The following is a 14,280-nucleotide window of genomic DNA, read 5'->3' as shown; positions in this document are numbered from 1 at the left end:
TTTCGGCCGAAGTTTGCGTAGACAACGCCTCGAGGGACGACCCCCGCCGCCGTGGGAAGCTCCACAGACACGACCCCCAAACCGCAGGAGCCCTATCCAAATGGAGCAGATCTCGGACGCGCTGGTACTGGTATTCGACGAGAGCTCAACGCTCGTGCAACTGGACCGCAGCGGCGCCCTGGAGCGTCACCGCGCCCTGTGGACCGACGTGGCCCGTCGGCACGGCAAGCTGATCCTCGTGACCCATGATCGCGGCGACGAGGCCCAGAAGGCCGCCGAACTCGCCAGGAGCCTGGGCGCAACGTGCGTGTGCGACGACCGCGGAACGCTCGCCCACGAGCACCAGGACCGCGCCGCGAGCACCGTGGCCGCACAACTGAAGGGCAGCACGTCGGTGGTGGTGCAGTCCGTGGGGCTCATGGCCGCCCCGACGGCCCTTGCCATCACCGCGGCCCTGCAGACTGCGGGCGTCAAGACCGCTCTGCTGGCCGAGGGCGCCGACCTCTGGAGCCGCCAGTCGATCTGCGAATTCGGCTCGACCTCTCGGGCGGCACTCGAAGCGGCCTATCGAGAGCAACTGGCGTGCACGTCGGCCCACGTGGTCCTGGCCGGCTGCGCGCCGGTCGCCGATGACCTGATCTGGAGGTTCAACCTCTCGGCCGAACGCGTCCGGACGGTGCCCATGCCCGTGCTGGGAGACACCTGCTGCGTGCGGGCCGAACAGCGCGACAAGAGCACGATCCTGGCATTCGGGCCCGCCACCAAGCGCGCCCGCCTGAGCCTGGTGATCGACGCCATCGCGTTCTTGCGCAAGACCGACTGGCCCGACGCGAGCCTCAAGGTGCTGATGGACGGGCCCGAAGCGCCCGCGCTCGTCGAGCAGGCCGAGCGGCTGGGCGTGCCCCTGGAGATCATCGCCAGCCCCACGGCCGAGCAGGCGGCCCAGGCGCAGCGAACGTGCGCGCTCATGGTCTATGCGGCCACGAGCGAGACCAACCCGCCAGCGGTGTTCGAAGCGCTCTCGGTGGGCACCGCCGTGGTGTTGGCCGTCGATCCGCTGTGCGCCTTGCAGGTGGTCCACGGCGTCTCGGGCCTGCGCATGCCGGCCGAGGCCGAGGCGATCGCCCGTGGCGTGGGCGGCTTGCTGATGGATGCGCCGTGGCGCGACGCGCTCGGTGCCGCTGGCCGCGAGAAGGCCTACGCCGATCATTCCAGCCCCGTGGTGGCCAAGGCCATGGCCGAGGCGCAGGTGGCCGCCCTCGAGATCGCCGATCGAGACGGATCGGCGGTCAGCTCGGCCCTCATCCTCGCTGGCGACGGCCTGGCGGGGCTCGATCCCGAGGACACCGGCGCTGCCTGGGCACGGGCCATCCGCGAGTCCCTCGGGCGCGTGGAGGCAGATCCCGACGCATACCTAGCCGCGATCGGCCGGGCGGTGGAGGGGCTGCGGCGCGAGGCCAAGCGGGCTCCGGCTGCCTGAGGCGTTATCGGTCGGCAGGAATTGCGCTTTGGCCAACAAAGCTGTCGGATGCGCTCGGAAAATGTCGGATCCGGTCGCTTGTGTCGATATTGAGGGTTGCGAGGGCACGGATGGCCCCGCAGATTGGGGACGCTTCGCATGGATACGCACACCGACAACCTCGATCGACGCCGCTTCCGCCGGACCAGCGTGAACCGGGCCGGCAAGGTGTTCGTCCGCCGGGCTCTGCGATACCTGCCGGTGCAGGCGCTGGACGTCTCGCTGGGTGGCCTGTTGCTGGAGGTCAAGAGCGACCGCCCGCTGATGGTGGGCGAGCCCCTGGACGTGATCATCGGCGATGGCAGCCGGGCGGTGGTAGACGCCGACGACGTGATCGAGGCGCGCATCGCCCACGTGAAGGTTGCCGAGGACGGTTCGCAGCGCGTCGGCCTGGCGTTCGCGCACGAGGGCGCGATGGCCGCCGTCGCCGCCTGACCCCGCGTCGGCTGGGCGAAACCCGCCGCCGACGCATCGATTTTGCCAGTTGCCAACAATCTTTTTCCGCGTCGGGGCACGATCGTCCGATGGGCTGACGAGTGCGCGAAGGCCGCGCGCGGCGGAGGGCCGGTGGCCTTGAGCGACGTGGCTCTGAACCAAACAGGATCGTGGGCGATTTCGCCCCGGCTGGGGCTGGCGGCATGCGGTGTGGCATGCCTGCTGGCTTCAGACGCGTGCTTTGGTGGGGGCTACACGCTCGCGCAGGTGCAGAGCGCCCCGCCGATGGGCGAGGGCGTGAAGGCCCTGACCACCAGCGACTGGCTGGCCATCATCATCCGGGTGGCCGCGCCGCTGGTGCTGGTCATTCTGTTCCTGGCCGACTTCATCCGACCCGGCTCGTTCCAGCGGGCGGGCAAGCGAGACGTCGTGGCCTTCCAGTGGCCCGTCTGGCTGTTCGGCGCCTTCGTCGTCGTCTCGGCCCAGATCTTCGGGGCCCAGGCGTTCGGCCAGATCACCGTCGTGTGGGAGTGGCTGGCCGCTCAGGGCGGGCCCGTGCAACCACTGGGCCAGAGCGAGACGCGCGACGAGGCCCTGGCCCAGCTCGGCGCGGTCATCTTCGGCGCCTTCGCCGGCGGGGTCATGGTCTACCTGCTGAACAAGCGGGAGCACGACGAGGGCATGCGCTTCGGGGCGGGCGACGTTCCCCTGGGCCTGCTGGCCGTGCTCATTGCCTTCCCGGTCGTCGCGGCGACCGGTGAGGTCTCAAGGCTGGCATTCACCTACGCCACGGGCGAGGAGCAGAGCGCCATCGCCCACAAGACGCTGGAGATGATCCGGCAGAACTCCGACGATCCGTGGACGTGGGTGATCATCGCGTGCGCCATCCTCGGCGCGGCGATCATCGAGGAACTGATCTTCCGGGCCTTCGTGCAGACCGCCCTGCTGCGGATGCTGGGCTCAACGTGGCTGGCGGTCATCATCGCCAGCGCCGTGTTCGCCCTGGTCCACCTCTCGGGCGATCAGGTGCCCTGGCACGCCGTGCCGGCATTGTTCGTGCTCGGGCTGGCCATCGGCGTGGCCTACGAGCGATTCAAGGGCCTGGGCGTGCCCATCGCCATGCACGCGGGGTTCAACGCCATCAACATCGCCCTGGTGCTGTGGCTGGCCAACCCCACGCCCACGCCACCGCCCCAGTATGACCAGCAGGGCTTGCCCATCGCCCAGCCCGAAGAGGGCCAGCCCGCGCCCGCCAGCCCGCCGGCCCAAACGCCCGAGGACCAGCCTTAAGCCCTGCCCGATTTGTTTGCGGCGGCCAACTGCTGTACTGTCCGGGGCTTTGGGAACGGCGCACACGAGTCGGGGATTCCACCGCGGGCCTTGGGCTCGCGTCATCGCGGCCGCAGCCGTGCTGGCGGTGGCCGGCGCGGCGCAGGCCCAGGCGCCCACCGCCGACCAGGAACCACTCGAGCAGGTCACCGGGCCGCTGGCCGAATTCGCCGACCGCAAGGTCGGCGCCATCGTGCTGCGTCGCCCGACCGACAGCGGGGCGTTTGCCCCCCTCGAGCCCACGCTGGAGACCATGGCCCGCCAGCAGATCCGCACGGCGGCGGGGTCGGCCCTTGACCCCCAGATGCTGCTGCGAGACCGGCGGACGCTCGACCGGCTGGGCCGGTTCCGGCGGATCGTGGTCGAGGCGGTGCCCCAGGACGATGGGTCGGTCGTGGTGGTGTTCACGCTCGACCCCCAGCCGCTCATCTACGTCGTCCAGCCGGTGGGCAACCGCGCCCTGAGCGACCAGAAGATCTCGGTGCTCACCGAGGTGCTGGTGCTCAACCCGGTCGACCCGGTGCTCATCCAGAACGTGGCCCGCGACATCGAGCGCGCGTACGCGCTGGAGGGCTACACCGAGGCCCAGGTCACGCCCGACCTGTCGGAGGTCGACGAGACCGGCCAGTTGTTCCTGCGCGTGCGCGAGGGCAGCCGCCTGCGCGTGACGGGCGTGCGCTTCGAGGGCAACGAGGTCTTCAGCGATCGCCAGCTGCGCTCCCAGGTCGAGCTGAAGACGTACAAGCCCGTGCTCGAGAAGGGCCGCTTCGACGAGACCGAAGCCGAGGCCGACGTGCAGTCGCTGATCCAGTTCTATCGCGACCGCGGGTACATCGACGTGCGCGCCGGCTGGCAGCGCATCGACGCGCCCAACAACCGCGAGGTCATCGTGGTCTACCACGTGGCCGAAGGCGAGCGGTACACCGTGCGCGACGTGATCGTCGAATACGCCGACGAGCAGTTCCAGGACGGCTTCGTGCCCAGGCTCAGTCCCGAGCAGGTGCGCGGGCTCATGTCGATCAAGACCGGCGACGTGTACAACGCCTCGCTCATCCGCCGCAGCGTCGAGGACATCTACGCCGCCCTGACACGCATGGGCTACACCACCTGCACGGTGCAGACCGAGGACCTGACCGACGCCGAGGAAAACCTGGTCGACCTGCGCGTCCGCATCGGGCAGGGGCCCGCCAGCCGGGTGGGCCTGGTGAACGTCATCGGCAACACGATCACGCAGCTGCGCGTGGTCATGCGGTACGTCGAGCTCCAGCCCGACACGCCCGCGGACATCCACGAGCGCGTGCTGGTTGAAGACTCGGCCGGCCAGCGCACGCAGGAGCAGCTCGAGCAGACGCGGTTCTTCGGCCCCCTGGGCCGGCCCGACGTGCGCGTGGTGCTGCAGGATCCGGTGGGCGACACCAACCACCGCGACATCCTGATCAGCCTCGAGGAAGCGCGCACGGCCAACTTCGCCATCGGCGCCGCCCTCAGCAGCGACTCGGGCGTCATCGGCCAGCTCATCATCAGCGAGAGCAACTTCGACATCACCGACTGGCCCGAGAGCTGGGACGAGTTCATCGGGCGGCGGTCCTTCCGCGGCGGCGGCCAGCGCGCCTCGATCAGCGTCGAGCCGGGCAACATCAGCGAGCGCTACCAGGTCTCCTTCGGCGAGCCGCAGCTGTTCGAGGGCGATTACAGCCTGGACACCTCGGCGTTCTACCGCTCGTTCGAGTACACCGATTACGACGAGTCGCGCGTGGGCGGCACGCTGGCGCTGGGCCGGGCCTTTGGCAGCCAGTGGCGGGCCGGGCTGTCCACGCGGCTCGAGCAGGTGCGCGTGCGCGACATCGAGCCGGACCGCCCGGTGGACCTCTTCGAGAGCGAGGGCGAGAGCATGCTCGACGTGCTGGGCCTCACGCTGTCGCGCTCCAGCTTCGATCGCCCCTTCCTGCCCACGCGCGGCTCGGCCGTGCGCCTGAGCATCGAGCAGGCCGGCCTGCTCACCGACGACTGGGACTTCACCCGCCTGCGCGGCAGCGGGGTGGTGTACGTGCCCATCCAGGAAGACTTCCTCGGCCGCGCCACGGTGGCCAACTTCACCGGCCGGGTGGGCTACATCCCCGACGCCCCCAGCGACGTGCCGGTGTTCGAGCGGCTCAACTCGGGCGGGTCGAACTTCCGCGGCTTCGGCGTGCGCGGCATCGGCCCGGTAGGCATCCGCAACGACACGGGCATGCTGGGCGACGACCAGATCGGCGGCACGTGGGAGCTGTTCGTGGGCGCCGAGATCCAGCAGCCCATCTTCAACGACAACTTCCGCCTGGTCTTCTTCACCGACATGGGCACCATCACCACCCGCCCGGGCTTCGACCACTGGCGCATGAGCGTGGGCACGGGCCTGCGCATGACCGTGCCCGCGCTGACGCCCGTTCCCCTGGCGTTCGATTTTGGTTTCCCCGTGCTCAAGGAGCCCACCGACGACACGCGGATCTTCACGTTTACGGTTGAAGTGCCGTTCTGAGGACAGAGTAAATGGGCAGAACAGCAAATGGGCAGATGGGCAAATCGGATTGAGGTCCGTCCAGCATCCTCTTCATTTGCCTATTTATCGCTTTGCCAATTTGGAGGAATCATGCCCCTGAACCACTACGTCACCCTGGGCCGCAGCGGCCTGCGCGTGAGCCCCTTCTGCCTTGGCACCATGACCTTCGGAAAGGAATGGGGCTGGGGCAGCGACGTCGAGACCTCCAACCAGGTCATCACGACGTACCTGGACGCGGGCGGGAACTTCCTCGACACCGCCAACATGTACACCAAGGGCCACAGCGAGGCGGTCATCGGCGACTACTTCCAGAGCGGACCGGGCAAGGGCAGGCGCGACCGCGTGGTCATCGCCACCAAGTTCCTGAGCAACATGTACATGGGCGACCCCAACGGCGGCGGCGCGAGCCGCAAGACCATCTACGAGAGCTGCGAGCAGAGCCTCAGGCGTTTGAAGACCGACTACATCGACCTCTACTGGATGCACTTCCACGACAAGCACACGCCCATCGACGAGACGATGCGCGCGCTCGATGACCTCGTGCGCGCCGGCAAGGTCCGCTACATCGGCTTCAGCGACACGCCCGCGTGGAAGGTCGTGCAGGCCCAGTACGAGGCCATCTTCCGCAGCTGGTCGCCGCTGATCGCCCTGCAGATCGAGTACTCGCTGCTGGAGCGCACGGTCGAGCACGACCTGCTGCCGATGGCGCGGGAGATGGGCCTGGGCGTCACGCCCTGGAGCCCGATCAAGGGCGGCATCCTGAGCGGCAAGTACACGAGGGAGAACACGCCCGAGGAGGGCGAGGGCCGCTACGACAAGGACAGCAAGCACCTGAGCGAACGGACGTTCAAGATCATCGACGCGCTCATCGAGATCGGCAACGCGCACAACACGAGCGCCGCGCAGGTCGCCTTCAAGTGGGTGCAGGACCGTCCCGGCGTGACGAGCTGCATCATCGGCGCGCGGAAGCTCGACCAGCTCAAGGACAACCTCAAGGCCCTGGACCTCGAATTGACCGAGGACGAGACCAAGCGGCTCGACGAGCTGAGCGCCCCCGAGCCCGTCTTCCCGCATTCGTTCCTGGCGAACATCGACAACGCCATCCAGGGCGGGACGACCGTCAACGGCGTCAAGAGCGAGGCGCCCAAGATGGCCCCCCAATCCGACGACGAACGCTGGTAGGGCATCCGCCGCAGCGCGGCGGGGACAGGGCCGCCCGCGAGGGCGTGTTTGCGCCTCTTATCGGCTCCCGCCCGGTTCAAGATTACTCCCGACTGGAGCCAGATTGCTCCCGTCTTGGGCAAGACTGCTCTCGTCTTGCTCTAGATTTCTCCCGTCTTGGACAAGACTGCTCCCGTCTTGCTCTAGATTGCTCCCGTCTTGAGCAAGACTGCTCCCGTCTGGCTCCGCGCGAGCGTGACCTTGGCCCGCTCCGATCCCGCTCAGGCGTGCCCGGATCCGAACAGGAGCCGGTCGACTCAGCCCAACTCGTATGCGTACCGCGCCGGGGCCCCCCGGTGCATCGGGTCGAAGCGGCCGGCCTCGAACACCGTCCGCCCCCCGACGATCGTGCGGACGACCCTTCCCTTCAGCGTCTGGCCGTGCCAGGGGCTCCAGCGGCACTTGGTCAGCTGCTCGTCGTCCCTGACGGTGTGGGCCTTGTCGAGGTCGACCAGCGCCAGGTCGGCGTCGTAGCCGGGGATGATCGAGCCCTTGCCCACGATGCGCCAGGTCTTGGCGGGCGCGGCGCACATCCAGTCGACGACCTGCTCGAGCGTGCAGCGGCCGGCGTGCATCGCGGTGAGCATGACGGCCAGCGAGTTCTCGACAGCGGGCATGCCGCTGGGGCTCTTGGGGTAGGGCTGCTTCTTCTCCTCGAGCGTGTGCGGCGCGTGGTCGGTGACGACCATCCCGAGCACGCCGTCGTGGAGCGCCTGCCACAGCGCCTCGATGTCGGCCTTCGTCTTGACGGCCGGGTTCATCTGGATGCGCGTGCCCAGGCGGTCGTAGTCGTCGACGGTAAACCAGAGGTGGTGCGGGCAGGCCTCTCCGGTCACGATGCCGGGGTGGGTCTTGCGCGCCTGGGCGATCAGCGGGACTTCATCCGCAGTAGAAACGTGCAGCACGTGGAAGCGGTGCGCGTGACGCAGCGCAAGATCGATCGCGCGCGCGGTGCAGATCCGCGCGGCGGCGTGGTCGCGGATCCTGCTGTGATCGTGCACGGTCCTGCCGCCATCGAGCTTGGCCGCGTTGGCCTGGACCGTGGGCTCATCCTCGCAGTGGGCGCAGATGGGCAGGGTGGTGGTGGCGAAGATGGCCTCGAGCGCGTCCTGGTCGTGCACGTACAGGTTGCCCGTGCTCGAGCCGATGAAGATCTTGATGCCCGCGACGCGCCGGGCGTTCTTGAGCTCTTCGAGGTTGTCGGTGCTGGCGGCGATGTAGAAGCCGTAGTTGACGATGCAGCGATCGGCGGCGAGCTTCAGCTTGTGGTCGATGGCCGCTTGCGTCGTCGCCGGCGGCGCCGTATTGGGCATCTCGATGAAGGTCGTCACGCCGCCCGCGGCGCACGCGAGCGTCGCGGTGTGCAGGTTCTCCTTGTGCGTCAGGCCCGGCTCGCGGAAGTGCACGTGGCTGTCGATGACGCCGGGGATCAGGTGCAGGCCGCCGGCGTCGATGACCTCGTCGGCGTGGGCGGATGGGGCCGGGTCGATATCCAGGATCTTCCCGCCGCCCAGCAGGACCGAGGCGGGGCGCGTGCCGTCGGGCAGGACGCAGGTGGCGTTGTCGATGCGGGTGCGGGTCATGCGTGGTCCTTGGTACGTGCGCGAGATCGACCTAGGCTAGACGCGAGGAACGCATCCATGGCACCAACCACGCGGCGCCGCAGCGCCCAACCGCCCATCTCCGACGCCCAGATCGAGCTGGCCGCCCAGGCCGCCCGGTGCGTGGTCGAGACCCACGAGGCCATCGTCGGCTTCCTGAAGCACGGCCAGACCCTCGCCGAGATCGACCGCTTCGTGGGCGAGACGCTGGCCGGCATGGGCGCCAAGAGCTGCTTCAAGGGCTACCGCGCCGGCCGGCACCCGCCCTTCCCCGCCCATGCCTGCCTGAGCGTCAACAAGACGGTCGTCCACGGCCACCCCGGCAGCCACCAGGAGCCCCTGAAGGAGGGCGACGTCCTGAAGGTCGACATCGGCGTGAGCAAGCAGGGCTGGATCGGCGACGCGGCGTATACCTACAGCTTCGGCCAGCCCGACGCGACGACGCGGAAGCTCATGGACTGCGGCAAGGAGGCCCTGCGCCTGGGCATCGAGGCCATGCAGCCCGGGGCCGAGCTTGTCGAGTGGGCCCGGGCCATCCAGCACCACGTCGAGAAAGAATGTAAGTTCCACATGGTGCGGGGCTTGGGCGGCCACGGCTATGGTCGCACGCTGCACGCCCCGCCGTTCATCGCCAACACCGTCCCCGCCGTGGCCGCGCTCGAGTGGCGCGAGGCCCACCAGAAGTTCACCCCCGGCATGCTGCTGGCCGTCGAGCCCATGATCGCCGTGGGCACCGGCCGGATCACCCAGCACGGCAACGCCTGGCCGCTGGATATCGCCGATGGAAGCCAGAGCGTGCACTACGAGGCCGACGTCCTGATTACCGAGGACGGCCCCAGGAACCTGACGGCCGGGCTCGAGCAACTGCCCGACGTTATATCCAGGTAGCGGGGTGCAACGCCGCCACGGCCATCGCGGTATACGCCTGCGGAGCAAGGAGCAAACGAAGGAGGCGATGATGCCGAAGGTCGGAGTAATCCTCAGCGGGTGCGGCGTGTACGACGGGTCGGAGATCCACGAGGCGGTGGCCGTGCTGCACGCGCTGGACCGCCACGGCGCCCAGGCGGTGTGCCTGGCTCCGGAGATGGAACTCGAGGAGATCAACCACCTCAACCAGCAGCCCACCGGCAAGAAGCGCAGCGTGCTTATGGAGGCCGCCCGCATCGCCCGCGGCGACGTCACGCCCCTGGCCAAGGTCAAGGGAAGCGACTTCGACGCCATCGTCCTGCCCGGGGGGTTCGGGGCGGCCAAGAACCTGTGCGACTTTGCCAGCAAGGGGCCCGACTGCACCGCCAACGAGCAGGTCGCCCGCGTGCTCAAGGAAGCCCAGCAGGCCGGCCGGCCGCTGGGCTTTGCGTGCATCAGCCCGGCCGTCGCAGCCCGCGTCTTCGGCAAGGACCTGGGACCCAACCTGACCATCGGCCGCGACAAGGGCACGGCCGACGGGCTGGAGGCCATGGGCGCGACCCACCAGGACTGCGAGGGCGACGGCATCGTCGTGGACAACCGCCACCGCATCGTCTCGACCCCCGCCTACATGTGCGACCAGCCCATCGGGGCGGTCTTCACGGGCATCGGCGCGATGGTGGACAAGGTGATGGAGATGGTCGAGCAGCCGGCGGCGGTGTAGGGCATGGGCGGCATGTGGCTGCTGGGCCTGATCCAGATCCTCTTCCTGCTCGTGCTGCTGGCCCTGCCGATCGTGGGGCTGTGGGCGCTGCTGTCATGCGCGGGCATCGGGTTCGATCAGGTCCGCCGCGCGGCCAGGCGCGCGCGACACGACGCAAGCCCGGCCGTCTGCGGCGTGTGCGGCCATGCCGTGGGCGAGACCATCACCGGCGAACGGTGCGGCGAGTGCGGCACGCCCTACCTGCGCGGCGGCATCGTGACGGTGGCCACCACCGTCCGCCTGGGCGCACCGATGCTGCTGGCGGTGGTCATGATCATGGCCGTGTGCCTGGTCGTGGGCGGCATCTCCGTCTCGATCGGGACGGCCATCGGCAACCAGATCGCGGTGGGCAGCACGTCGATCTACCAGTACACCAGCAACCAGTCGTTCGGCCCATGGTTTCCTGGGTCCAATGCGCCAGACTACGAGTTCTACGTCAACGCCGACCTCACCGGCCCCGATCGGTTCGTATCTGGAACGCCGGTGGAACCGACCGTCGAGCCACGAACCGGCACGCTGCAACTGGGGCTGCGAGGGCCGGATGCCAATCCGGTTTCGCTCACCTACGACGTGGGCAAGGACGCATGGTCGATCCCGGCTCGTGGTGGCGTGCCCGAAGCCTCCGGCACGGACGTGGAGAGTGCCGTGCGCGAGCTGTATCGCCGGGGCGGGCTCGACGCCTACTGGTCCAACTCGCAGGGCGAACTGGACGACGCAATCCTGATCGCGAATACGTTGGCGGGCGAGGGGCCCACGGCCCAGGGCGTTCCTTCCTTCCACATGGCGCTGTCTGGCAACGGCGACGGGCTCACGCCTCAGGGCGGCGGCACTGGCACCCAATCGGCGGGCCTTGGCGCCATGGCAGACCCGGCGGTCATCATCGCCGTGGTCATCTCCCTGATCCCGCCGCTGGTCTTGTTCGTGCTCGCCCTCTGGCTGCTCATCCGCATCCGCGCTCGGGCCCTGGCCGTCGCCCGTTCCGCCCAATGAAAAACGCCCGCTTCTCAGCGGGCGTCTCAAGCGGAGCGGGAGGGATTCGAACCCTCGGTACCGGTAAAACCAGTACACCGGATTAGCAATCCGGCCCCTTCAGCCTCTCGGGCACCACTCCGTGTGGCCGGGACTCGACGTCCCGACGGGACCGCATGGTATCAGCCAGCCGGGGCCGCGTCATGCTTCCCATTCGGATCGCCCCGCGTGCCCTCTTGAGCCAATCCGGCCGCCGCCAACTGCCGGCGATACAGCTCCAGGGTCCGTTCGTCGAAGGCACACAGGATGATCGTCTCCAGGTGCGGGAAGGGGTCCGGGCGGTCCTCGGTCGGGGCGATGGCTCGGGCGATCGTCCGGACGGCGATGATCGCCGCGTACTCGGGCGGGAAGCCGTAGACGCCCGTCGAGATGGCCGGGAAGGCGATCGAGGCGATCTTGCCCTTTCGGCACAGCTCCAGGCACGACCGATAGCACGCCGCCAGCGTGTCGTCCTCGCCGCTGCGGCCGTTGACCCAGACCGGGCCCACCGTGTGGACGACGCAGCGGGCGGGAAGCTCGAACGATCGCGTCACCACGGCGTGCCCGGGCTCGCACCGCACGCCGGGGCGGACCTCGGGCAGGTCCAGGCAGGCGTCCTCGAGCCGGGGGCCTGCCGCCCGGTGAATGGCCCCGCACACCCCGCCCCCGGGGGCCAGCATCTCGTTTGCGGCGTTAACGATCGCGTCGACGCGCAGCGTCGTGATGTCGTCCAGGATGGCCTCGATCACCGGCGCCATGGGCTGCTCCGTTCGCTCGGCCGAGCGTGGCTGAGGAAGGCTAGCGCTCGAAGACCACCGCGTTGCCCGTGTCGAGCACGGCGACCGGCAGGCCGGTAATCCGCGATTGGAGATCGGGCGATGGGTCGGCCGGCGGCTCAGCCCTCGTCGTTCTCGTCCTCGGATTCGGCGTCTTCCTCGGCCTCGCCATCGGCCAGCCAGCGGTTGTTGTCCGGCTCGACGTCGGGTAGCAGGCCCTGCGGATCGACGATGGCCCGGCGCAGGAGGCGCCCATCGAGCGTCACTTCGAAGCTGCGTTCGCGCGTGGTGGCCCAGGTCTCCACCGGATAGAACCGGCGGTCGTACGACCCGTCATCGAACTGCACGATGACTTCCGCGGGCATCACCATCTCGCCAAGCGAGCGCACGGTGATGGTGGCGGTGGGCACGTAGGGCTCCTCGGCCTGCTCACCCTCGCCCTCGGTCTCGGTGGCCTCGGGCTCTTCGCTGAAGGCGACCTCGATCGCCTGGTCGAGCGAGCCATCCTCGATGAACCACTGGCGGAAGAACCACGCCAGGTCGGCGCCCGCCGCGTCTTCCATCGTGCGGTAAAAGTCCGCCGGCCGAGGGCTCTTGAACGCCCATCGGCGGACGTATTCGCGGAAGGCATAATCGAAGCGTTCCGGCCCGAGCACGACCTCGCGGAGCAGGTGCATGCCCATGGCCGTCTTGCGGTATTGCAAGCGCCCGAGCAGGCCCGGCAGGTTGCGATCGGGGAACACGTCGATGGGCTGGCTGCGCCCGCGGGCAAGCTGCATGGTCTGCCGACGCGCCCGGCCCGGGTCGATGTCCTGGCCTCGGAAGGCGGCCAGCGAGTGCATGTTTATGAAGGTGTTGAAGCCCTCGTCCATCCACGCGTGCCGCCGCTCGTCGGTGTTCACGATCATCGGGAACCAGGTGTGGCCCACCTCGTGGTCGGTCACGCCCAGCGGCCCGCGGCCCGTTCGCCCGCCGCAGAAGATGATCATCGGGTACTCCATCCCGCCCTCGGGCCCGTTCACGTTCGTCATGATCGGGTAGGGGTACGGATAGAGGAAGTCGCTGTAAAACTCCACGCTGTGGGCCACGTATTGCGTGCTGCCGCCCTGCTCGGCCTCGGGCTTCCACGCGTCGGCCTCGTTGGGATACAGCGACTGGCACAGCACGGTCTTCTCGTTGCCCTCCAGGTCTTCGATCACCACGCCGCAGGCGTCCCAGATGAACGCGTCGCTGGCCGCCCAGGCAAACGTGCGGATGTTCTCGCCGCGGAACCTCCACGTCAGCGGGCCCTCGCCCTCGGGCCGCGACGTTGGATCCCCGACCTCCTCGGCCGTGCGGATCATCACCGTCTCGCGGCTGTTCTTCGCTTCTTCGAGCCGGCGCCGCTGCGTGGCCGTGAGCACCTGCGCGGGGTTGAGCAGCACGCCCGAACCGGCGACCAGGTAGGTGCGCGGGACGGTGATGTTGACCTCGTAGTTGCCGAAGTTCGTGTAGAATTCACCACTGCCCGCGTAGGGCAGCGTGTTCCAGCCGTGCACGTCGTCGTAGTTGCACACGTGGGGGAACCACTGGGCATACTCGAAGATGCGCCCCTGCTCGACGTCCTCGGCGCCCATGCGGCGCAGGTAGGGCGGCATGTCGAAGGCGAACGCAAGCTCGAAGCCGAAGCGCCCGCCCGGCTGGATGGGCCGGGGCAGCTCGACACGCATGAGCGTGTCGTAGACCGTGAACTCCAGCTCCTTGCCGCCCGAGCGGACGTAGGGAATGTCGTAGCCGCCGTTGAACGCCTCGTCCATCTGCCGCATCGGCCCGCCGCCGGTGCGGCTGCGCGTGCCGATGCTGTCCTGCCGGAACAGGTTCTGCTCGAGCTGGATCCACATGAAGGTCAGCTCGTCGGGCGAGTTGTTGTAATAGGTCGCCTCCAGCGTGGCGCTCAGCCGCTGGCTTTCGGCGTCCAGCGTGGCGTCGATCTTGTAATCCACCCGCTGCTGCCAGTACTGCGGACCGGGGGCGCCCGAGCCCAGGCGGAAGGCGTTGGGCGTGGGCAGGTCGAGCGGTGCGAAGGCGTCGAATGGACGCTCTTCGCCCGTCTGGGCCGCCGCGGTGGCGACAAGGGGCATGGTCAGGGCCAGCAGGCAGGCGAGCATGGTCCGCATGGAAGTCTCCCGAGGGGGTCGTTGGGC

The 14,280-nt window shown here is 68.7% G+C and carries 11 protein-coding genes and 1 tRNA gene; 8 read left to right on the top strand and 4 right to left on the bottom strand.

Features of this window, described 5'->3' with window-relative positions:
* Positions 1–100 precede the first annotated feature (100 nt).
* From RIE32_08355 to RIE32_08335, 5 genes are all read left to right on the top strand, one after another.
* A complete protein-coding gene (locus tag RIE32_08355) occupies positions 101–1,480 on the top strand; it encodes a glycosyltransferase (GenBank protein MEQ9096258.1) in 1,380 nt (459 codons plus the stop codon).
* A 138-nt stretch (positions 1,481–1,618) separates the two neighbouring features.
* Positions 1,619–1,954, top strand: coding sequence for a PilZ domain-containing protein (locus tag RIE32_08350; GenBank protein MEQ9096257.1), 336 nt, complete (start codon positions 1,619–1,621; stop codon positions 1,952–1,954).
* Positions 1,955–2,101: 147 nt separating this feature from the next.
* The gene (locus tag RIE32_08345) at positions 2,102–3,244 is read left to right on the top strand and encodes a CPBP family intramembrane glutamic endopeptidase (GenBank protein MEQ9096256.1); all 1,143 of its coding nucleotides are present in this window, start codon (positions 2,102–2,104) and stop codon (positions 3,242–3,244) included.
* A gap of 49 nt (positions 3,245–3,293) precedes the next feature.
* Positions 3,294–5,801, top strand: coding sequence for an outer membrane protein assembly factor BamA (gene bamA / locus RIE32_08340; protein MEQ9096255.1), 2,508 nt, complete (start codon positions 3,294–3,296; stop codon positions 5,799–5,801).
* 111 nt (positions 5,802–5,912) lie between these two features.
* Positions 5,913–7,004 (top strand): aldo/keto reductase, encoded by a 1,092-nt coding sequence (locus tag RIE32_08335; GenBank protein MEQ9096254.1) that lies wholly within the window; start codon positions 5,913–5,915, stop codon positions 7,002–7,004.
* A 296-nt stretch (positions 7,005–7,300) separates the two neighbouring features.
* On the opposite strand, the gene RIE32_08330 is transcribed toward RIE32_08335, so the two are convergent.
* Positions 7,301–8,626 (bottom strand): dihydroorotase, encoded by a 1,326-nt coding sequence (locus RIE32_08330; GenBank protein MEQ9096253.1) that lies wholly within the window; start codon positions 8,624–8,626, stop codon positions 7,301–7,303.
* A 57-nt stretch (positions 8,627–8,683) separates the two neighbouring features.
* On the opposite strand from RIE32_08330, the gene map reads away from it, so the two are divergent.
* From map to RIE32_08315, 3 genes are all read left to right on the top strand, one after another.
* The gene (gene map / locus RIE32_08325) at positions 8,684–9,532 is read left to right on the top strand and encodes a type I methionyl aminopeptidase (GenBank protein MEQ9096252.1); all 849 of its coding nucleotides are present in this window, start codon (positions 8,684–8,686) and stop codon (positions 9,530–9,532) included.
* 70 nt (positions 9,533–9,602) lie between these two features.
* The gene (elbB, locus tag RIE32_08320) at positions 9,603–10,274 is read left to right on the top strand and encodes an isoprenoid biosynthesis glyoxalase ElbB (GenBank protein MEQ9096251.1); all 672 of its coding nucleotides are present in this window, start codon (positions 9,603–9,605) and stop codon (positions 10,272–10,274) included.
* A gap of 3 nt (positions 10,275–10,277) precedes the next feature.
* Positions 10,278–11,303, top strand: coding sequence for a hypothetical protein (locus tag RIE32_08315; protein ID MEQ9096250.1), 1,026 nt, complete (start codon positions 10,278–10,280; stop codon positions 11,301–11,303).
* Positions 11,304–11,334: 31 nt separating this feature from the next.
* On the opposite strand, the gene RIE32_08310 is transcribed toward RIE32_08315, so the two are convergent.
* The 3 genes from RIE32_08310 to RIE32_08300 form a co-directional block, all read right to left on the bottom strand.
* A tRNA-Ser gene (locus RIE32_08310) sits at positions 11,335–11,424 on the bottom strand.
* Positions 11,425–11,464: 40 nt separating this feature from the next.
* Positions 11,465–12,079 (bottom strand): macro domain-containing protein, encoded by a 615-nt coding sequence (locus RIE32_08305; GenBank protein ID MEQ9096249.1) that lies wholly within the window; start codon positions 12,077–12,079, stop codon positions 11,465–11,467.
* A gap of 137 nt (positions 12,080–12,216) precedes the next feature.
* Complete coding sequence (locus tag RIE32_08300) at positions 12,217–14,253, bottom strand: M1 family metallopeptidase (protein ID MEQ9096248.1); 2,037 nt, start codon at positions 14,251–14,253, stop codon at positions 12,217–12,219.
* Positions 14,254–14,280 lie beyond the last annotated feature (27 nt).

It is taken from the genome of Phycisphaerales bacterium (genome assembly GCA_040221175.1).
Classification (GTDB): domain Bacteria; phylum Planctomycetota; class Phycisphaerae; order Phycisphaerales; family UBA1924; genus JAHCJI01.
This window is presented reverse-complemented; position numbering and strand designations above follow the sequence as displayed.